The sequence below is a fragment of the Streptococcus sp. SM3 genome, from assembly GCF_027497875.1.
Map to the genome: position 1 here is coordinate 1 of NZ_JAJNSA010000047.1, position 18,292 is coordinate 18,292.

33 protein-coding genes are annotated in these 18,292 nt (G+C 40.8%); all 33 read right to left on the reverse strand.

The features are described from left to right. Positions 1-537: histidine phosphatase family protein (locus tag PAN06_RS08110; RefSeq protein WP_269796038.1), on the reverse strand; the 537-nt coding region annotated here is incomplete at its 3' end. A gap of 244 nt (positions 538-781) precedes the next feature. After that, complete coding sequence (locus PAN06_RS08115; protein WP_269796039.1) at positions 782-2,119, reverse strand: PFL family protein; 1,338 nt, start codon at positions 2,117-2,119, stop codon at positions 782-784. Between the two features lie 9 nt (positions 2,120-2,128). Next, complete coding sequence (locus tag PAN06_RS08120; RefSeq protein ID WP_000644125.1) at positions 2,129-2,395, reverse strand: ACT domain-containing protein; 267 nt, start codon at positions 2,393-2,395, stop codon at positions 2,129-2,131. Between the two features lie 264 nt (positions 2,396-2,659). Beyond that, positions 2,660-3,046 carry a 50S ribosomal protein L17 gene (rplQ, locus tag PAN06_RS08125; RefSeq protein ID WP_084889262.1) on the reverse strand — a complete coding sequence of 129 codons (387 nt, stop codon included), beginning with the start codon at positions 3,044-3,046 and terminating at the stop codon, positions 2,660-2,662. A gap of 11 nt (positions 3,047-3,057) precedes the next feature. Next, on the reverse strand, positions 3,058-3,993 hold the full coding sequence (locus PAN06_RS08130; RefSeq protein ID WP_000568988.1) for a DNA-directed RNA polymerase subunit alpha: 936 nt from the start codon (positions 3,991-3,993) through the stop codon (positions 3,058-3,060). A 42-nt stretch (positions 3,994-4,035) separates the two neighbouring features. Next, positions 4,036-4,419, reverse strand: a complete 384-nt coding sequence (rpsK, locus tag PAN06_RS08135) for a 30S ribosomal protein S11 (RefSeq protein WP_001118385.1) — start codon at positions 4,417-4,419, stop codon at positions 4,036-4,038. 17 nt (positions 4,420-4,436) lie between these two features. Beyond that, entirely contained in the window at positions 4,437-4,802 is a 366-nt protein-coding gene (rpsM, locus tag PAN06_RS08140; RefSeq protein WP_000090781.1) for a 30S ribosomal protein S13, read from the reverse strand. Between the two features lie 17 nt (positions 4,803-4,819). Beyond that, a complete protein-coding gene (gene rpmJ / locus PAN06_RS08145) occupies positions 4,820-4,936 on the reverse strand; it encodes a 50S ribosomal protein L36 (protein WP_001808836.1) in 117 nt (38 codons plus the stop codon). 24 nt (positions 4,937-4,960) lie between these two features. Continuing rightward, the gene (gene infA / locus PAN06_RS08150; protein WP_001029883.1) at positions 4,961-5,179 is read right to left on the reverse strand and encodes a translation initiation factor IF-1; all 219 of its coding nucleotides are present in this window, start codon (positions 5,177-5,179) and stop codon (positions 4,961-4,963) included. 116 nt (positions 5,180-5,295) lie between these two features. Then, a complete protein-coding gene (locus PAN06_RS08155) occupies positions 5,296-5,934 on the reverse strand; it encodes an adenylate kinase (RefSeq protein WP_001050436.1) in 639 nt (212 codons plus the stop codon). A gap of 149 nt (positions 5,935-6,083) precedes the next feature. After that, positions 6,084-7,394 (reverse strand): preprotein translocase subunit SecY, encoded by a 1,311-nt coding sequence (gene secY, locus PAN06_RS08160; protein WP_000465403.1) that lies wholly within the window; start codon positions 7,392-7,394, stop codon positions 6,084-6,086. Between the two features lie 12 nt (positions 7,395-7,406). Then, positions 7,407-7,847: a 50S ribosomal protein L15 gene (rplO, locus tag PAN06_RS08165; RefSeq protein WP_000766087.1), complete on the reverse strand. Its 441-nt coding sequence runs from the start codon at positions 7,845-7,847 to the stop codon at positions 7,407-7,409. Between the two features lie 144 nt (positions 7,848-7,991). Continuing rightward, the gene (gene rpmD / locus PAN06_RS08170; RefSeq protein ID WP_000057241.1) at positions 7,992-8,174 is read right to left on the reverse strand and encodes a 50S ribosomal protein L30; all 183 of its coding nucleotides are present in this window, start codon (positions 8,172-8,174) and stop codon (positions 7,992-7,994) included. A gap of 13 nt (positions 8,175-8,187) precedes the next feature. After that, positions 8,188-8,682 (reverse strand): 30S ribosomal protein S5, encoded by a 495-nt coding sequence (gene rpsE, locus PAN06_RS08175; protein WP_000874202.1) that lies wholly within the window; start codon positions 8,680-8,682, stop codon positions 8,188-8,190. Between the two features lie 17 nt (positions 8,683-8,699). Then, positions 8,700-9,056, reverse strand: coding sequence for a 50S ribosomal protein L18 (gene rplR / locus PAN06_RS08180; protein ID WP_000624044.1), 357 nt, complete (start codon positions 9,054-9,056; stop codon positions 8,700-8,702). Between the two features lie 83 nt (positions 9,057-9,139). Then, complete coding sequence (gene rplF, locus PAN06_RS08185; RefSeq protein WP_000086626.1) at positions 9,140-9,676, reverse strand: 50S ribosomal protein L6; 537 nt, start codon at positions 9,674-9,676, stop codon at positions 9,140-9,142. Between the two features lie 225 nt (positions 9,677-9,901). Then, the gene (gene rpsH, locus PAN06_RS08190; RefSeq protein WP_000245504.1) at positions 9,902-10,300 is read right to left on the reverse strand and encodes a 30S ribosomal protein S8; all 399 of its coding nucleotides are present in this window, start codon (positions 10,298-10,300) and stop codon (positions 9,902-9,904) included. Between the two features lie 284 nt (positions 10,301-10,584). Beyond that, positions 10,585-10,770 carry a type Z 30S ribosomal protein S14 gene (locus PAN06_RS08195; protein ID WP_001085697.1) on the reverse strand — a complete coding sequence of 62 codons (186 nt, stop codon included), beginning with the start codon at positions 10,768-10,770 and terminating at the stop codon, positions 10,585-10,587. Positions 10,771-10,787: 17 nt separating this feature from the next. Beyond that, positions 10,788-11,330 carry a 50S ribosomal protein L5 gene (rplE, locus tag PAN06_RS08200; protein WP_000013542.1) on the reverse strand — a complete coding sequence of 181 codons (543 nt, stop codon included), beginning with the start codon at positions 11,328-11,330 and terminating at the stop codon, positions 10,788-10,790. Positions 11,331-11,353: 23 nt separating this feature from the next. Continuing rightward, complete coding sequence (rplX, locus tag PAN06_RS08205) at positions 11,354-11,659, reverse strand: 50S ribosomal protein L24 (RefSeq protein WP_000497691.1); 306 nt, start codon at positions 11,657-11,659, stop codon at positions 11,354-11,356. Between the two features lie 78 nt (positions 11,660-11,737). Continuing rightward, on the reverse strand, positions 11,738-12,106 hold the full coding sequence (rplN, locus tag PAN06_RS08210; protein WP_000616545.1) for a 50S ribosomal protein L14: 369 nt from the start codon (positions 12,104-12,106) through the stop codon (positions 11,738-11,740). Positions 12,107-12,131: 25 nt separating this feature from the next. Continuing rightward, entirely contained in the window at positions 12,132-12,392 is a 261-nt protein-coding gene (gene rpsQ / locus PAN06_RS08215; RefSeq protein ID WP_000440801.1) for a 30S ribosomal protein S17, read from the reverse strand. A gap of 24 nt (positions 12,393-12,416) precedes the next feature. Then, a complete protein-coding gene (gene rpmC / locus PAN06_RS08220) occupies positions 12,417-12,623 on the reverse strand; it encodes a 50S ribosomal protein L29 (RefSeq protein ID WP_000772918.1) in 207 nt (68 codons plus the stop codon). 9 nt (positions 12,624-12,632) lie between these two features. Then, on the reverse strand, positions 12,633-13,046 hold the full coding sequence (rplP, locus tag PAN06_RS08225) for a 50S ribosomal protein L16 (RefSeq protein WP_000960946.1): 414 nt from the start codon (positions 13,044-13,046) through the stop codon (positions 12,633-12,635). Positions 13,047-13,049: 3 nt separating this feature from the next. Next, on the reverse strand, positions 13,050-13,703 hold the full coding sequence (rpsC, locus tag PAN06_RS08230; RefSeq protein WP_000529936.1) for a 30S ribosomal protein S3: 654 nt from the start codon (positions 13,701-13,703) through the stop codon (positions 13,050-13,052). A gap of 12 nt (positions 13,704-13,715) precedes the next feature. Beyond that, positions 13,716-14,060, reverse strand: coding sequence for a 50S ribosomal protein L22 (rplV, locus tag PAN06_RS08235; RefSeq protein ID WP_000818137.1), 345 nt, complete (start codon positions 14,058-14,060; stop codon positions 13,716-13,718). Between the two features lie 11 nt (positions 14,061-14,071). Beyond that, entirely contained in the window at positions 14,072-14,353 is a 282-nt protein-coding gene (gene rpsS, locus PAN06_RS08240; RefSeq protein ID WP_000533766.1) for a 30S ribosomal protein S19, read from the reverse strand. A 103-nt stretch (positions 14,354-14,456) separates the two neighbouring features. Next, complete coding sequence (rplB, locus tag PAN06_RS08245; RefSeq protein ID WP_000512911.1) at positions 14,457-15,290, reverse strand: 50S ribosomal protein L2; 834 nt, start codon at positions 15,288-15,290, stop codon at positions 14,457-14,459. A gap of 17 nt (positions 15,291-15,307) precedes the next feature. Then, positions 15,308-15,604 carry a 50S ribosomal protein L23 gene (locus PAN06_RS08250; RefSeq protein ID WP_001055347.1) on the reverse strand — a complete coding sequence of 99 codons (297 nt, stop codon included), beginning with the start codon at positions 15,602-15,604 and terminating at the stop codon, positions 15,308-15,310. Next, entirely contained in the window at positions 15,604-16,227 is a 624-nt protein-coding gene (rplD, locus tag PAN06_RS08255) for a 50S ribosomal protein L4 (protein WP_000024549.1), read from the reverse strand. The genes PAN06_RS08250 and rplD overlap by 1 nt, the downstream gene beginning before the upstream one ends. A 24-nt stretch (positions 16,228-16,251) precedes the next feature. Beyond that, positions 16,252-16,878, reverse strand: a complete 627-nt coding sequence (rplC, locus tag PAN06_RS08260; RefSeq protein WP_000160197.1) for a 50S ribosomal protein L3 — start codon at positions 16,876-16,878, stop codon at positions 16,252-16,254. Between the two features lie 216 nt (positions 16,879-17,094). Continuing rightward, complete coding sequence (gene rpsJ, locus PAN06_RS08265) at positions 17,095-17,403, reverse strand: 30S ribosomal protein S10 (RefSeq protein WP_001284513.1); 309 nt, start codon at positions 17,401-17,403, stop codon at positions 17,095-17,097. Between the two features lie 255 nt (positions 17,404-17,658). Continuing rightward, positions 17,659-18,249, reverse strand: a complete 591-nt coding sequence (gene nrdG / locus PAN06_RS08270) for an anaerobic ribonucleoside-triphosphate reductase activating protein (protein WP_061864698.1) — start codon at positions 18,247-18,249, stop codon at positions 17,659-17,661. Positions 18,250-18,292: the final 43 nt, after the last annotated feature.

Consider the following 18,292-nt stretch of genomic DNA (forward strand, 5'->3'; position numbering starts at 1 on the left):
GGTTCCAATGGTCATTCCATGGCTGACAACGAGAGCGTTGCCCCCACCTTTTTCTTCCATTTCTTTGGCAATCGCTTCAAAACCTTCTTTGATGCGGCCACTGAGTTTTTCCCAACCTTCAGCCCAACCAGCTGTATCGACCTCTACCAAACCCTCAGCCAGTTCAGCATAAGACAATTGGTGAACGTGGTCCACATTAAAGATACGAGGAATAATGCCCATGAAAAGATCACCATCATAAGCTCCGTCAAAGCTACCAAAACACCATTCTCTGATACGCTTGTCCATGCGATAAGGAATTTTCCCCTGCAGACCAAGTTCTTCAAGGATAATTCCCATAGTCTGAATGGTGCGGCCAGAATCACTGGAATAAGCGCGCTCAAACTGTAAACCAGACTCTCTCAAACCGATTCCTAATTCTTGAATCCCTCGTTCACCTTCAGTTGTTAAAGGAGTATCGCTCCAACCTTGCGCGCGACCAATCGTGTTAAACATAGTCTTGCCATGACGTACCAAATACAATCGTACTTTTACCATTTTCCGTCCTCCGTTTGCTTCTATTATATCATGGATGATAAAACAAAAGCCACCCATACAGGCGACTTTTGCAGGAGATTATTATGAAAAAGTTTAGGAGTTCTATTAAATAAAGATATTAGATGAAAATCAAATTCAAACTAAATCAGAGTTATCTGTTTCAAATAATATTAGGAGGTCTTTATTTAATGATTATAGTATACACACCTAACCTTAAATAGAACTTAAAATTTCTCTTATTTTCTTAATTTTTAAAACTATGAATTGGTGCTGGGATTTGTCCTCCACGAGAGATGAAATCAACAGATGAAGCTCCATTAACCTTCATAACAGGTGCAGTACCTAATAGGCCACCAAATTCAATCATATCGCCCTCTTTTCCTTTTGGAATGATACGAACAGCTGTTGTTTTCATGTTAATAACACCAATTGCAGCCTCATCTGCAATCATGGCCGCAATGGTTTCAGCTGGTGTATCCTCTGGAATAGCAATCATATCCAAACCAACAGAACAGATAGCCGTCATGGCTTCTAGTTTTTCCAAGTTAAGAGAGCCATTTTGCACTGCAGCAATCATTCCTTCATCCTCTGAAACAGGGATAAAGGCACCAGACAAACCACCAACTTGGTTGCAGGCCATAACTCCGCCCTTCTTAACTTGGTCGTTCAAGAGAGCCAAGGCAGCCGTCGTTCCATGCGTACCAACTGTCTCTAGTCCCATTTCTTCTAGGACACGTGCTACAGAATCTCCAACTGCAGGAGTTGGCGCCAAACTCAAGTCCACAATACCAAACTCCACACCCAGTCTTTCACTAGCCATCTGACCAACCAATTGACCGATACGAGTGATTTTAAAGGCAGTTTTCTTAACTGTTTCGGCTACTACATCAAAGCTCTGTCCACGAACTTTTTCCAAGGCACGTTTCACAACACCAGGACCAGAAACTCCGACATTGATGATAACATCTGCCTCCCCAACACCATGAAAGGCACCCGCCATAAATGGATTGTCCTCAACAGCATTAGCGAATACAACCAACTTAGCTGCCCCCATATCAGATAGAGTTGCCGTTTCCTTAATAACTCGTCCCATATCTGCCACAGCCGTCATATTAATACCAGACTTGGTTGAGCCAATATTAACTGACGAGCAAACCTTATCCGTTTCAGCCAAAGCACGAGGAATAGAATTGATGAGAATCTCATCTCCCTTTTGATACCCTTTTTGTACCAAGGCAGAGAAACCACCAATAAAGTCCACACCAATCTCTTTCGCAGCCTTATCAAGCGCTTTTGCTAAAACTACATAGTCCGTCGCATCTGTCGCTGATCCAATCAGAGAAATAGGAGTCACCGATACACGCTTATTAACGATAGGAATTCCCAACTCAGCTGCAATTTCATCGCCAACAGTCACTAAATTAGCCGCCTTGGTCGTAATCTTTTGATAAATTTTCTCCGCAGCACGATTAATATCGGGATCGATACAGTCCAAAAGGGAAATCCCCATGGTAATGGTTCTGATATCGAAGTTTTGCTCCTCAATCATAGCGATGGTTTCAGTAACTTGTCTAATATCCATGTGCACCTCCTAGATATTATACATAGCTTCGAAAATCGCTGCACTCTGAATATTGATTTTTACATTCAAAGTTTGTCCAAAGCTTTCAAATTCATTACGAAGATAAGTAAAATCTTGCTTTTCATCGCTAGAAACGACAGCCATCATCGTGAAATATTCATCCAAAACAGTTTGAGAGATATCATCAATATTCAAACCCAATTCTGCAATTTTACCAGAAACACCTGCAACAATTCCAGATTTATCTTTACCAACAACAGTTATAATCGCTTTCATAAGCAAACTCCAATTCTTCTTAAAATAGGAAACCTGAACATTTAGCAGATTTCTTCTTAAATAGTATAGCATAATTCCAACTAAAATACTCAAAAACGCCTGCTTACGAAGTTGTTCTTAAGAAAAAAACAATTTCGTAAACAAGCGTCTACTATCCCAACTTATGATGAGTGTTCCCGCTAGGACCGAAATCCTAGCGGTAGACCAGAGCTAGACTAAGAGCACAAGACTCCATCATCATAACACTCAACAAAATTGATGATTTTATACTAATTCGATGATCGCCATTGGCGCTGCATCACCACGACGTGGTTCAGTTTTAAGGATACGAGTGTATCCACCGTTACGTTCAGCATAACGAGGTGCGATTTCTGAGAACAATTTTTGAAGTGCTGTAGTAGAAGTGTACTTATCAGCTGCTTCATCATAGTTTTCAGATGCGATTTCATTACGTACGAAAGCAGCTGCTTGACGACGTGCATGCAAATCACCACGTTTACCTAGAGTAATCATTTTTTCAACAGTTTTACGGATTTCTTTAGCACGAGCTTCAGTTGTCACGATTGATTCGTTGATCAAAAGGTCAGTTGTCAAATCGCGAAGCATTGCTTTACGTTGTGAGCTAGTGCGTCCTAGTTTACGGTAAGCCATGTATTCCTCCTTTATTTATCTTTTAATCCAAGACCCAAATCAATGAGTTTGAGTTTCACTTCTTCCAAACTCTTGCGTCCAAGATTTCGTACTTTCATCATCTCTGCTTCAGATTTTTCTGTCAAATCATGCACAGTATTGATACCGGCACGTTTCAAACAGTTGTATGAACGCACAGACAAGTCCAGTTCCTCAATCGTACGATCCAAAATACGATCGTCAGATTCAGTGTCAGCTTCTTTCATCACTTCAGTTGACTTAGCAATCTCAGTAAGATTTGTAAACAAATCAAGATGTTCTGTCAAAATACGTGCTGAAAGCCCTAAAGCATCTTCTGGAATAATTGTTCCATTAGTCAAGATTTCAAGGGTTAATTTGTCAAATCCATCATTGCTACCTACACGAGCAGGTTCCACTTGATAGTTGACTTTTGTAACTGGTGTATAAATAGAATCTACAGCAAGTGTTCCAACTGGTGCATTATCCTTTTTATTTTCATCAGCAGGTACATATCCACGACCACTGTTAACAGTCATAGTCGCTTTTAGGGAAGAACCTTCACCGATTGTAAAGAGATAATGATCTGGATTTACAATTTCAATATCGCTATCTGTCAAAATGTCACCAGCTGTTACTTCAGCAGGACCTTCAACATCTAGTTCGATGATTTTTTCGTCTTCAACGTACGATTTCACTGCAATTCCTTTAATGTTCAGAATGATTTGCATCACATCTTCACGAACACCTGGAACTGTGTCAAACTCATGTAACACACCATCAATGTTGATAGATGTCACAGCTGCTCCTGGTAGAGAAGCTAGAAGTACACGACGAAGAGAGTTACCAAGAGTTGTACCGTAGCCACGTTCAAGTGGTTCGATTACAAACTTGCCATAATCTTTATTTTCATCAATTTTTGTTATATTTGGTTTTTCAAACTCGATCATTTAGTTACTCCCTCTTAAACGAAAAGCAGTGTAATGCGATGATTATACACGGCGACGTTTTGGAGGACGAGCACCATTGTGTGGCACTGGAGTCACATCACGAATTGCTGTTACTTCAAGACCAGCGGCAGCAAGCGCACGAATAGCTGACTCACGACCAGAACCTGGACCTTTTACAGTAACTTCAACTGATTTAAGACCGTGTTCTTGTGCAGATTTAGCAGCAGCTTCAGAAGCCATTTGAGCAGCGAATGGTGTAGATTTACGAGAACCTTTGAAACCAAGAGCACCAGCTGATGACCAAGCAATTGCATTACCATGCACATCAGTAATCATAACAATAGTGTTATTAAATGTAGCGTGAATATGAGCAATACCAGATTCGATATTCTTCTTCACACGACGTTTACGTGTTGGTTTAGCCAAGACTTTTACCTCCTATATTATTTTTTCTTACCAGCAATCGCAACAGCTTTACCTTTACGAGTGCGGGCGTTGTTTTTAGTGTTTTGTCCACGGACAGGAAGTCCACGACGGTGACGGATACCACGGTATGAACCGATTTCCATCAAACGTTTGATGTTCAAGTTTACTTCACGACGAAGGTCACCTTCAACTTTGATTGCATCCACTTCACGACGGATAGCATCTTCTTGATCTGATGTAAGATCACGTACACGAACATCTTCTGAGATTCCAGCAGCAGCCAAAATTTTCTTAGATGTTGCAAGTCCGATACCATAAACATAAGTCAATGAGATTACTACGCGTTTGTCATTTGGAATGTCAACTCCAGCAATACGAGCCATGTTTTCTCCTTTCTATCTTAACCTTGACGTTGTTTGTGTTTTGGATTTGCTGGGCAAATTACCATAACACGACCATTACGACGAATAACTTTACAGTATTCGCAAATTGGTTTGACCGATGGTCTTACTTTCATTTCTTATCCCTCCAAGTTTTTCGATTATTTAAAGCGGTAAGTGATACGTCCACGTGTCAAGTCATATGGACTCATTTCGACAGTAACACGATCTCCCGCTAAAATACGAATATAGTTTTTACGAATTTTACCAGAAACTGTTGCTAAAATCTGATGTCCATTTTCAAGTTCAACCGTAAACATTGCATTCGGCATTGTATCAACTACTTTGCCTTCAACTTCAATCACATCGTCTTTTGCCACGCAAAAGCACCTCCATAAATTTCGATTCGATGCCTCTAGACACAGAGACAACAATTATAAGTCAGACTATCTCAGTATAACATTTGTAGCGGATTTTTGCAAGTGTGAAAAACGCTTTATTTCAAATTTGTCAATACTTTTTCGATATCTGAGAAGACATCATTGATATCTTGATTACCTTCGATGTCATGAACCAAACCTTTGGCACGGTAGTGAGCAATGATTGGTTCCCCTTGAGCAATATTCACATCCAAACGACGTTTGACTGTCTCAGGCTTATCATCTTCACGTTGGTAGTAATCTTCTTCTTTATAGTCAACTGGTGGGTTAAAGACCTTGTGGAAAGTTTCTCCAGTTACACGGTGGATGATACGGCCACTCAAACGTTCCAAGAGGCTATCTGGATTCACTTCAATGTTGATGACCCCTTCTAGTTCAATGCCAAGTTCAGCCAATGTTTTGTCCAAGGCATGAGCTTGTTCAATTGTACGTGGGTAACCATCCAACAAGAATCCTGTTTCTTTAATATCATCTTGTGAAAGACGTTCTTTTACGATCCCATTTGTAACTTCGTCAGGAACCAATTCACCCTTGTCAATGTATGACTTAGCAAGAACACCCATTTCAGTTTGATTTGCCATAGCAGCACGGAACATATCACCTGTTGAGATATGTGCAACATGGAATTGTTCTACGATTTTTGCTGCTTGAGTTCCCTTACCTGCACCAGGTAAGCCCATAATCAAAAGATTCATGATTTGATCTCCTTATTTTATTTTTAAATAGAAGCAAAAAGTCTTTTCACCCCTATTTAAAAACAAAATAGAAGAGGGGAGACCAAACTCTCACTAATGTTAGAGTTAAACCTCCACTCCCTCAGCATTTACTGACTCAGTAAATACTTTTATTCTGTTCTGTCCATGAAACCAACATACTTACGTTTCAATAGGTAACCTTCCAATTGTTTGATTCCTTCAATACCTGTAGAGATAATGATCAAAAGACTAGTTCCTCCAAAAGCAACTGCTTCTGAAAGTCCGAAAACATCTTTTGCTACGATCGGTAAAATAGAAATCACACCAAGGAAGAGGGAACCAACAGTTGCAAGACGACGAAGAAGTTTAGACATATATTCTTCTGTACCTTTACCAGGACGAACTCCGTGGATATATGCACCGCTCTTTTGTAGGTTTTCTGCTGCTTTTTCAGGATTAATCTGTACAAACGTATAGAAGAATGTAAAGAGAATAATCAATAAAGCATACATAGCAATACCAGTTGGTGAAGTTGTTGCCAGCATTTCTTGTGCTGTTCTCACCCAAGCCCAATCATGACCTGTAGCGCTCAAAAACTGAAGAATAGCCGCAGGCGCTGCAGTAATCGAACTTGCAAAGATAACAGGGATAACTCCAGCAGGGTTTACCTTCAAAGGAAGGTAAGAGCTAGATGGAGCACCTTGTGCAACCTTAGTATATTGGATTGGAATTTTGTATTCTGCTTGTTGAACATAAGTTGTAAAATAAATGATCAACAATACAGTAATAATCAAAATGATTACGAAAATGATAGATGAGTTGATACGGCTACTTGGGACGTTCACAAAGTAGTCAACATAGATGCCTTGAATCATCTCTGGAATTGAGGCAACAATCCCGGCAAAGATAATCATAGAAACACCATTTCCGTATCCCTTATCTGTAATTTGCTCTCCCAACCAAGTCACAATCATACTTCCAGCTGTTAAGATGATACCAATCATGATAAAGACTTGTGGTGTAAGAGCTGTTTTCAACAATTGAGCTCCAGCCAAAGTATTAAAACCAGCTGTAATCCCGATAGATTGCACAAAGGCTAGAACAAGAGCAATATAACGAGTAGCTTGATTTAATTTTCTTCGACCTACTTCCCCTTGTTTACCCCACTCTACAAATTTGGGTAAAATATCCATTTGCAAGAGTTGGACAACGATAGAGGCCGTAATGTAGGGACTAACACCAAGAGCAAAAACTGAAAAGTTTTTCATGGCATTCCCTGACACCAAGCTCAACATGTTTAAGAAGGATAATCCACTTAAAGCATTCAAGCTATTGGCATTCACACCAGGAACTGTTATGCTAGTTCCGATACGAAAGACCAAAACGATAAAAATTGTAAATAAAATTTTTGATCGAACCTGCTTGACTTTAAGAGCTTCTCTTAATAATTTAAAAAACATAGGTCACCTCTCTTAGATGACTTCTACTGAACCACCTTTAGCAGTGATAGCTTCTTCAGCTGATTTAGAGAATTTAGCTGCTTTCACAGTCAATTTCTTAGTCAACTCACCGTTACCAAGAATTTTAATACCTGATTTCTCAGCTTTAACAATTCCTGCTTCGATAAGAACAACTGGAGTAACTTCAGCACCATCTTCAAAGACGTTCAATTGGTCAAGGTTCACAATTGCGTATTCTTTAGCGTTGATGTTAGTGAATCCACGTTTTGGAAGACGACGGAACAATGGAGTTTGTCCACCTTCAAAACCAAGACGTACACCGCCACCGCTACGAGCTTTTTGACCTTTTTGACCACGACCAGATGTTTTACCGTTACCTGATGAAGTACCACGACCAACGCGGTTACGTACTTTACGAGAACCTTCTGCAGGTTTCAATTCATGAAGTTTCATTTTTATTTTCTCCTCTTTTGTAAAATGCTAGCGCCGATAAGGGAGAAAAGGTTGTCTCCCCCATCAACTCGCCTATACGACGTCATCATAGATGACTATATCTAGTTTTAGGGGATGGTATAGTGCACATCCCCTAAAAATTCATTAGTTTACTTCTTCAACTGTTACCAAGTGAGATACTGCTGTGATCATACCACGGATAGCAGCGTTATCTTCTTTAATAACAGAGCTGTTCAATTTGCCAAGTCCAAGTGCTACAACAGTTTTACGTTGTGATGGAATGCGTCCGATTGGAGACTTAGTCAAAGTAATTTTAATTTGAGCCATTTTATCCCCTTTCTTATGCCAAATCAGAAACTGAAATACCACGAAGGGCAGCAACTTCTTCAGCGCGTTTCAATTGTTTCAAACCTTCAACAGTTGCACGAACAATGTTGATTGGAGTGTTAGAACCAAGTGATTTAGATGTAATATCTGCCACACCTGCCAATTCCACAACGGCACGAACTGCACCACCAGCGGCAACTCCAGAACCTTCTACAGCAGGTTTCAACAATACTTTAGCTCCACCGAATTCTGAAAGAACTTCGTGTGGGATTGTTGTTCCAACCATAGGAACTTCGATCAAGTTTTTCTTAGCATCATCTACTGCTTTACGGATTGCTTCTGGAACTTCTTGAGCTTTACCAGTACCAAATCCTACGCGACCGTTGTGGTCACCAACAACAACAAGAGCTGCGAAACGAAGACGACGTCCACCTTTAACAACTTTTGTAACACGGTTGACAGCAACTACGCGTTCTTCTAATTCAACTGCATTGTCTTTAAATGCCATTTTCTAGTGTCCTCCTATTAGAATTTCAATCCGTTTTCACGAGCTGCATCAGCCAAAGCTTTCACACGTCCGTGATATAGATATCCACCGCGGTCGAACACCACTTCTGAAATACCTTTAGCGTTTGCACGTTCTGCAACGAGTTTACCGACAGCAACGGCTTGTTCAGTTTTAGTTCCTTTTGAAACTTCTTTGTCAAGAGTTGAAGCACTTGCGAGCGTTACACCCGCTACGTCATCAATCACTTGAGCGTAGATGCCTGTATTAGAACGGAATACGTTCAAACGTGGGCGATCAGCAGTTCCAGAGAGTTTTCCGCGAACGCGACGGTGGCGTTTTTGGCGGAGTTTGTTTTTATCTGGTTTTGAAATCACAGTTTTCACCTCTTTAGTTTTAAATCGTGTGCTATGCACAAAGTTGGAAAATAGGTTGGTGGTTGAGAATCAACCACTCAACATTATTTACCTGTTTTACCTTCTTTACGGCGAACGAATTCACCAACGTAACGGATACCTTTACCTTTATATGGTTCTGGTGAACGAAGGCTACGTACGTAAGCAGCTGTTTGACCAACTACTTCTTTTGAAATCCCGCTAACAACAATTGTTGTTGGGTTTGGAAGTTCAAAAGTAATTCCTTCTGGAGCTTCAACTTCGTCTGGATGAGATTTACCAACAGCCAAAACAAGTTTAGATCCTTGAAGTTGTGCACGGTAACCAACCCCGCGCATTTCAAGTTCTTTCTTGAATCCTTCTGATACACCAACAACCATGTTGTTCAAAAGGGCACGAGTAGTTCCGTGGATAGTTTTCATTTCTTTTGAATCGTTTGGACGGTGAAGAGTTACTTCAGTACCTTCCACACGGATTTCGATATCTTTTGAGAACTCACGAGTAAGTTCTCCTTTAGGTCCTTTTACAGTTACAACGTTGTCATTGTTAGTGATTTCTACACCAGCAGGCAACACGATAACTTTATTACCAATACGTGACATGTTTATTTTCTCCTGTTAAATTGTCAGGCCAGAACGGCCAGTTTTCACGGGGTTCAGATACTTATTTAGTTCAAGAGCTGAACTGAACACGCTCTAACGAGCTTTGTATCTTGATTTGAGTTCGAGCTAAGAATTTAGTGAAAAAGATAAGTTTGTCTTGGAGCATCGCTCCTGCTGCAAACTTCCTATTTTCACTGCATTCTTTTAACGCTCTCACATCATCAATTACCAAACGTAAGCGATAACCTCACCACCAACATTCTTTTGGCGTGCTTCTTTATCAGTAAGCAAACCTTCAGAAGTTGAAAGGATAGCAATTCCAAGTCCGTTAAGAACTTTTGGAAGGTCTTCACGTTTTTTGTAGACACGAAGTCCTGGTTTAGAAACACGTTTCAAGTTAGTGATAACTTTTTCACCGTTTGGTCCGTACTTAAGGAATACACGGATGATGCCTTGTTTGTCATCTTCGATGATTTCAACGTTCTTAACAAAACCTTCGCGTTTAAGGATTTCAGCAATCCCTTTTTTGATGTTTGATGCAGGTACTTCAAGTACTTCGTGTTTAGCTTGGTTAGCGTTACGAATACGAGTTAGGAAGTCTGCGATTGGGTCAGTCATAACCATTTTGTTTTTCTCCTCTTACTAGTAGTTTGCAAGTTGCACTTGCTAGTTAATACATGATACAAAGAGCGTAACAGCAAGAGCAAAAATAGGCAATTTGATGCAGGAGCGATGCTCCAAAGAAAATTGGTCTTTTTTGCTAAAGCTGTAGCTCGTGTTCAAATTGGCAAGTCCAACTGAACCCGGGCTAAACTCTGTGTGAAAAAGATAAACTTTCCTAGAAACTTCAGTTTCTTCGTCAAGTTTCCTATTTTCACTTAGAGTTTTGACGCCCTTGATATCTTAAATTACCAAGATGCTTTTGTTACACCAGGAATTTGTCCTTTGTAAGCTAATTCACGGAAGCAAACACGGCAAAGTTTAAATTTGCGGTAAACTGAATGTGGACGACCACATTTTTCACAACGAGTATAAGCTTGAGTAGAGAACTTCGCTGGACGTTTGTTCTTAGCAATCATTGATTTTTTAGCCATTAGATTTACCTCCTATATTATTTTGCAAAAGGCATTCCAAGGCCTGTAAGCAATGCACGTGACTCTTCGTCAGTGTTAGCAGTTGTTACGATAACGATGTCAAGACCACGAGTTTTGTCAACGTCATCGAAGTTGATTTCTGGGAAGATCAATTGTTCTTTCACACCAAGTGTGTAGTTTCCGCGTCCATCAAATGATTTTGTTGGAACACCGTGGAAGTCACGTACACGTGGAAGTGAAACTGAAACCAATTTATCCAAGAATTCGTACATACGTTCACCACGAAGGGTAACTTTTGCACCGATCGCAACACCTTCACGAAGACGGAAGCCGGCGATTGATTTTTTAGCTTTAGTGATAAGTGGTTTTTGACCTGAGATAAGTGCCAATTCTTCAGCAGCTTTTTCAAGGCTTTTAGCGTTTGATACAGCTTCACCAACACCCATGTTCAAAACGATCTTATCTACTTTAGGCACAGCCATCACTGATGAGTAGTTGAATTGTTCTGTCAAAGCAGGAACTACTTCATTAAGATATTTTTCTTTTAAACGATTTGCCATTATACTTCTCCTTTCCTTCGTGATTAATCAAGCACTTCGCCTGATTTTTTGTTGTAGCGAACTTTTTTACCGTCTACAAATTTGTAACCAACACGGCCAGCTACACCATTTTTGTCCAATACTTGAACGTTTGATACGTGGATAGCTGCTTCTTTCTCGATGATCCCACCTTGAGGAAGCTCGTTAGTTGGACGTTGGTGTTTCTTAACGATGTTAACACCTTCAACGATAACTTTGTTTACTTTTGGAAGGGCAGTAAGGACAACAGCTTCTGTTCCCTTATCTTTACCAGCGATTACGCGAACTTTGTCGCCTTTTTTTACAAACATTAGGTTTCTCCTTGATTTTTCTTACGCCCATAAGGGCACCCTGGAGGTAAATCCAGGGGACTAGTTTGTTTCTAAAAATTAAAGTACTTCTGGAGCAAGTGACACGATCTTCATGAAGCCACCTTCACGCAATTCACGTGCAACTGGACCAAAGATACGTGTTCCGCGAGGAGTTTTGTCTTCACGGATGATAACTGCTGCGTTTTCGTCAAATTTGATGTATGAACCATCAGCACGACGAGCACCTGATTTAGTACGAACGATAACTGCTTTAACAACGTCACCTTTTTTAACCGCACCACCAGGAGTAGCTTGTTTTACAGATGCCACGATAACATCACCGATGTTTGCAAATTTACGTCCTGAACCACCAAGAACTTTGATAGTCAAGATTTCGCGAGCACCGCTGTTGTCTGCGACTTTCAAACGAGTTTCTGTTTGAATCATTTCAGTTTTCTCCTTTCAGGTTTGATTAGATGATGACCGCTTCTTCAACAACTTCTACAAGACGGAAACGTTTTGTAGCTGAAAGCGGGCGAGTTTCCATGATACGTACGATATCGCCTTCTTTGGCAACATTGTTTTCATCATGAGCTTTGTATTTTTTAGAGTAGTTAATACGTTTACCATAGACTGGGTGGTTACGTTTTGTTTCAACTACAACTGTGATTGTCTTGTCCATTTTGTCAGATACAACACGTCCAACAAGAACTTTACGATTATTGCGTTCCATTGAAATTTCTCCTTCCCTAGTCTATTATTTCGCTTCAGATTGAACTGTTTTGATACGAGCGATTTGTTTTTTAACTTCTTTCAAGCGAGCTGTTTGTTCCAATTGACCAGTAGCAGCTTGGAAACGAAGTTCAAACAATTCTTTTTTCAATTCGTTTTCGCGCTTCGCGAGTTCTTCTTGAGAAAGACCACGAAGTTCTTTAACAAATTCTTTTACTTCATTAAGTTTCATGCCTTCTCCTTATTCTGCTTCACGTTTTACGAATTTACATTTAACTGGCAATTTGTGGCTAGCAAGACGAAGCGCTTCGCGAGCGATCTCTTCAGATACACCAGCGATTTCGAACATCACTTTACCACGTTTAACTGGTGCTACCCAACCTTCAGGTGCCCCTTTACCAGATCCCATACGCACACCGATAGCTTTAGCAGTGTATGATTTGTGTGGGAAGATTTTAATCCAAACTTTACCACCACGTTTCATGTAACGAGTCATGGCGATACGAGCAGCTTCGATTTGGCGGTTAGTGATCCAGTGGCTAGTTGTAGCTTGAAGACCGTATTCACCGAATGCTACTTCTTTTCCACCTTTTGCTTCACCGCGCATTTTTCCACGGAATTCACGACGGTGTTTAACACGTTTAGGTACTAACATTGGTTATTTACCTCCTTTAGTGTTTTTGCGAGCTGGAAGAACTTCACCACGGTAGATCCATACTTTAACACCAAGTTTACCGTATGTAGTATCTGCTTCTTCCCAAGCGTAATCGATATCTGCACGAAGTGTGTGAAGTGGAACAGTTCCTTCAGAGTATCCTTCAGCACGGGCGATATCTGCACCGTTCAAACGACCTGATACTTGAGTTTTGATTCCTTTAGCTCCAGCACGCATTGCACGTTGGATTGCTTGTTTTTGTGCACGACGGAAAGCAACACGTTGCTCCAATTGACGAGCAATTCCTTCACCTACAAGGTGAGCATCCAAATCAGGTTGTTTGATTTCGATGATGTTGATGTGTACTTGTTTTCCAGTCAATTTGTTAAGTTTTGCACGGAGTGCATCAACGTTAGCACCACCTTTACCGATTACCATACCTGGTTTAGCAGTGTGAAGTGAAACGTTAACTTTGTTTACTGCGCGTTCGATTTCGATAGTTGAAACTGCTGCGTCAGCAAGTTCTTTTTGAACGAATTTACGGATTGCAAGATCTTCATGAAGGTAATCCGCGTATTCTTTTTCAGCATACCATTTGGCATCCCAATCACGGATGATGCCGACACGCATACCAATTGGATGTACTTTTTGACCCACGATTTTACCTCCTTATTTTTCTGCAACAGCTACAGTGATGTGAGCTGTACGTTTGTTGATTGGTGAAGCTGAACCTTTCGCACGTGGACGGAAACGTTTCATAGTTGGTCCTTCGTTTGCGAATGCTTCAGATACTACCAAGTTAGCTTTATCCAAACCAAAGTTGTTTTCAGCGTTAGCTACAGCTGAGTTCAAAACTTTCAAGATGATTTCAGCAGCTTTGTTTGGAGTGAATGTCAAGATTGCGATTGCATCGGCTACGCTTTTACCACGGATGTTATCAAGAACAAGACGTGATTTACGAGGTGAAACACGTACTGTACGAGCCATTGCTTTAGCTGAAGTAATTTCTGCCATTTATGTTCTCCTTATTTTCTACGTGTTTTCTTGTCGTCTGCAGCGTGACCTTTGTAAGTACGAGTTGGTGCAAATTCACCAAGTTTGTGACCTACCATGTCTTCTTGGATGTAAACAGGTACGTGTTTACGTCCGTCATAAACTGCAATAGTGTAACCAATGAAACTTGGGAAGATCGTTGAACGACGTGACCAAGTTTTAATAACTTTTTTCTTTTCGTCGTTAGCTTGAGCTTCAACTTTTTTCATCAAATGCTCATCGACGAAAGGTCCTTTTTTAAGACTGCGTCCCATTTTTATATTTTCTCCTTTAAATGTTGTACCACAGCGGCTTGCGCTCCTATGGAGCGCTACCGAGCTGGCGGATTTACTAGTTGCTTAAGCGACTAGTTTAATATTATTTCTCGTTGCGACGACGAACGATAAGTTTGTCAGATTTCGCTTTCTTGTTACGAGTTTTAAGACCAAGAGCAGGTTTGCCCCATGGAGTAGATGGTGCTTTACGACCAACTGGTGCTTTACCTTCACCACCACCGTGTGGGTGATCGTTAGGGTTCATTACAGAACCACGAACTGTTGGGCGGATACCTTTCCAACGGCTACGTCCTGCTTTACCAAGGTTTACAAGTCCATGTTGTTCGTTTCCGACAACACCAACTGTAGCACGGCAAGTTCCAAGAATCATACGAACTTCACCTGATTGAAGACGAACAAGAACGTATTTGCCTTCAGAACCCAATACTTGAGCAGATGCACCAGCAGCACGTACCAATTCACCACCACGACCTGGTTTCAACTCGATGTTGTGGATCAAAGTACCAACTGGGATATTAGCAAGTGGAAGAGCGTTTCCGACTTTGATATCTGCTTCTGGACCTGAAACGATACGTTGACCAACTTCAAGACCTTTTGGAGCGATGATGTATGCTTTCACACCGTCAGTGTAGTGTACAAGAGCGATGTTTGCAGAACGGTTTGGATCGTACTCGATTGTTTTAACAACTGCTTCAACGTTGTCTTTGTTACGTTTGAAGTCAACCAAACGGTAGAAACGTTTGTGTCCACCACCTTGGTGACGAACTGTGATACGACCGTTGTTGTTACGACCAGCCTTGCTCTTCAATGCAACAAGCAATGATTTTTCAGGAGTGCTTGTTGTGATTTCAGCGAAATCCAAAGAAGTCATATTACGGCGACCGTTTGTTGTTGGTTTATAAACACGAATTCCCACGATATTTCCTCCTTAGATTATTCAGCTTCAGCAGCAAACAACTCGATTGCTTTTGAATCAGCTGTAAGTGTGATGATAGCTTTTTTAGTTTTGTTAGTAAAACCAGTGTAACGTCCAACACGTTTAGCTTTTGGTTTTACGTTGATTGTGTTAACATTTGCAACTTTAACACCTTCGAAAGCAGCTTCAACAGCTTGCTTAATCAAAAGTTTGTGTGCACGAGTGTCAACTTCAAATACATATTTTCCTGCTTCAAGTTGAGCCATTGAGCTTTCAGTGATTACAGGTTTTTTGATAACATCATACAAATTCATTATGCAAGAACCTCCTCGATTTTAGAGATAGCTGCTTGAGTAACAAGAAGTTTGTCACTATTTGCGATGTCAAGAACACTTGCAGTTGTAGCAGTCGCAACTTTCACGTTTGGAAGGTTACGAGCTGAGAGAGCTGCGAATTCGTTTCCTTCTTCAAGAATAACAAGGACTTTAGAATCGATGCTCAAAGCTGCAAGAACTTTTGCAAATTCAGCAGTTTTTGGAGCTGTAAATTCAAGAGAATCAACGGCTACAAATTTATTTTCAGCAACTTTTTCTGAGTAAACAGATTTAAGCGCAAGGCGACGAACTTTTTGAGGAAGTTTGTACGCATAGCTACGTGGAGTTGGTCCGAAGACGATTCCACCACCACGCCATTGTGGAGAGCGGATAGAACCTTGACGAGCACGTCCAGTTCCTTTTTGACGCCATGGTTTGCGTCCGCCACCTGAAACAGCTGAGCGGTTTTTAACTGCGTGAGTTCCTTGACGAAGGCTAGCACGTTGGCTGATGATCACATCAAACACAACAGATTGGTTTGGTTCGATACCAAAGATTGCATCGTTAAGAACAACTTCGCCCGCTTGTTTACCAGTTTGGTCGAATAATGTTACATTTGCCATTTTGACTGTATTCCCCTTTCCTTATTATTTACCAGCTTTAACTGCTGATTTGATAGTGATAAGAGATTTCTTAGCACCTGGTACGTTACCTTTGATAAGGATAACGTTCTTTTCTGGAACAACTTGTACAACTTCAAGGTTTTGAATTGTTACGCGGTCGCCACCCATACGTCCTGCAAGGTTTTTACCTTTGAATACGCGGTTAGGTGCAACAGGTCCCATAGAACCTGGACGACGGTGGTAACGAGAACCGTGAGCCATTGGTCCACGTGATTGTCCGTGGCGCTTGATAACACCTTGGAAACCTTTACCTTTAGAAGTACCAGTTACGTCAACAACATCTCCAGCTGCGAATGTTTCAACTGTGATTTCAGCACCAACTTCCAAGCCTTCAACGTTTTTGAATTCACGAATGAAGCGCTTAGGAGCCGTGTTAGCTTTCGCTACATGTCCTTTAGCAGGTTTGTTGCTCAATACTTCGCGTTTGTCATCGAAACCAACTTGGATAGCGTTGTATCCGTCTGTTTCAACAGTTTTAACTTGAAGAACAACGTTTGGAGTTGCTTCAATAACTGTTACAGGGATCAATTCGCCAGCTTCAGTGAAGATTTGAGTCATTCCCACTTTTTTCCCTAAGATTCCTTTTGTCATGAGAAAATAGTTCCTTTTCTATATTTTTTATTCAAAAAGTTTTTAACGAGCGTTTTTTATGCTCAAGTCTAAGATACAAAGGGCGTCAAACTCAAAGTGAAAATAGGAAACTGACGCAGTGTCTAGCAGACACTAGGAAGTTTATCTTTTTCACACCGAGTTTAGCCCGTGTTCAATTAGATTGAAACACCAGCCTCTGCTCTTTTATATTTTAGATTAAAGTTTGATTTCTACGTTTACACCACTTGGAAGATCCAATTTCATCAAAGCATCAACTGTTTTTTGAGTTGGATTAACGATATCGATCAAACGTTTGTGTGTACGCATTTCGAATTGTTCGCGAGAGTCTTTATATTTGTGAGTCGCACGAATGATTGTGTAGAGGCTACGTTCAGTTGGAAGTGGGATTGGACCCGCAACTTGTGCACCTGTACGAGTAGCTGATTCTACGATTTTTGCAGCCGCTGTGTCAAGCGTACGGTGTTCGTAAGCTTTCAAACGGATACGGATTTTTTTGTTTGCCATCTTTTTCTCCTTTTCGTCTATTTAAGATAATAGGCTAGCTCCACAAGAAAACCGACGCGGTGTTGCGTGGCAATGCAACCGAGCGTGTCGCAACCTCTTGCATCAAAGCTAAGGCTGTAATTTACAGCACCATAATAGAATAACACAAAGCCCCTGCGATTGCAAGGGATTTGTTGCTGTTTTTTCGTTTTTTTACAATGAAACTGTTTTCTTTTTTATAAGTCATTTATTTAACTATTCTTTCATAGAAGAAAGTTACTCTCTCTTCACCTGTTCATAGCTTTCTTTCCCGTCATTGAGCTTATCCCAAATCACTACTTGCCCACTTTTGAGCGATTTTTGCACATCGATGATGCGTTGATTGGACGAACCTCGAAACTGGAGCATGAGATTTCTCTTAGTTCGATCGTATCGTCCATCAACCAGAATGTCAATCAGTGATAAGAGTTCCAGTTTATCTTGTGTCTCCAACATCATTTCTTCCCAAGTGTAGCCAGTCCATGACCAGATGTCTTTGTTTGGCAATTCCTTCCGGATACGTTTAACAAGTGGCAAAAGGATTCCTGTATTAAGGAAGGGTTCTCCTCCTAATAAAGTCAAGCCTTGAACATAGGGCTGGGCAAGGTCTGCCATGATCTGTTCTTCTAATTTTGCTGTATAGGGAATACCAGCATTGAAAGACCAAGTGGCAACATTATAGCAACCCTCGCAGTGAAACATGCAGCCTGATACATAGAGAGAGTTACGCACACCCTCTCCATCCACAAAGTTGAAGGCCTTGTAATCAATAATACGCCCTTGACTGAGATCCTCGCTTTTCCATTCTTGTGGTTTTGGATTATTCATTCGCTACCTCTATCCAATAACGCTCAACTCCATTACGAACATC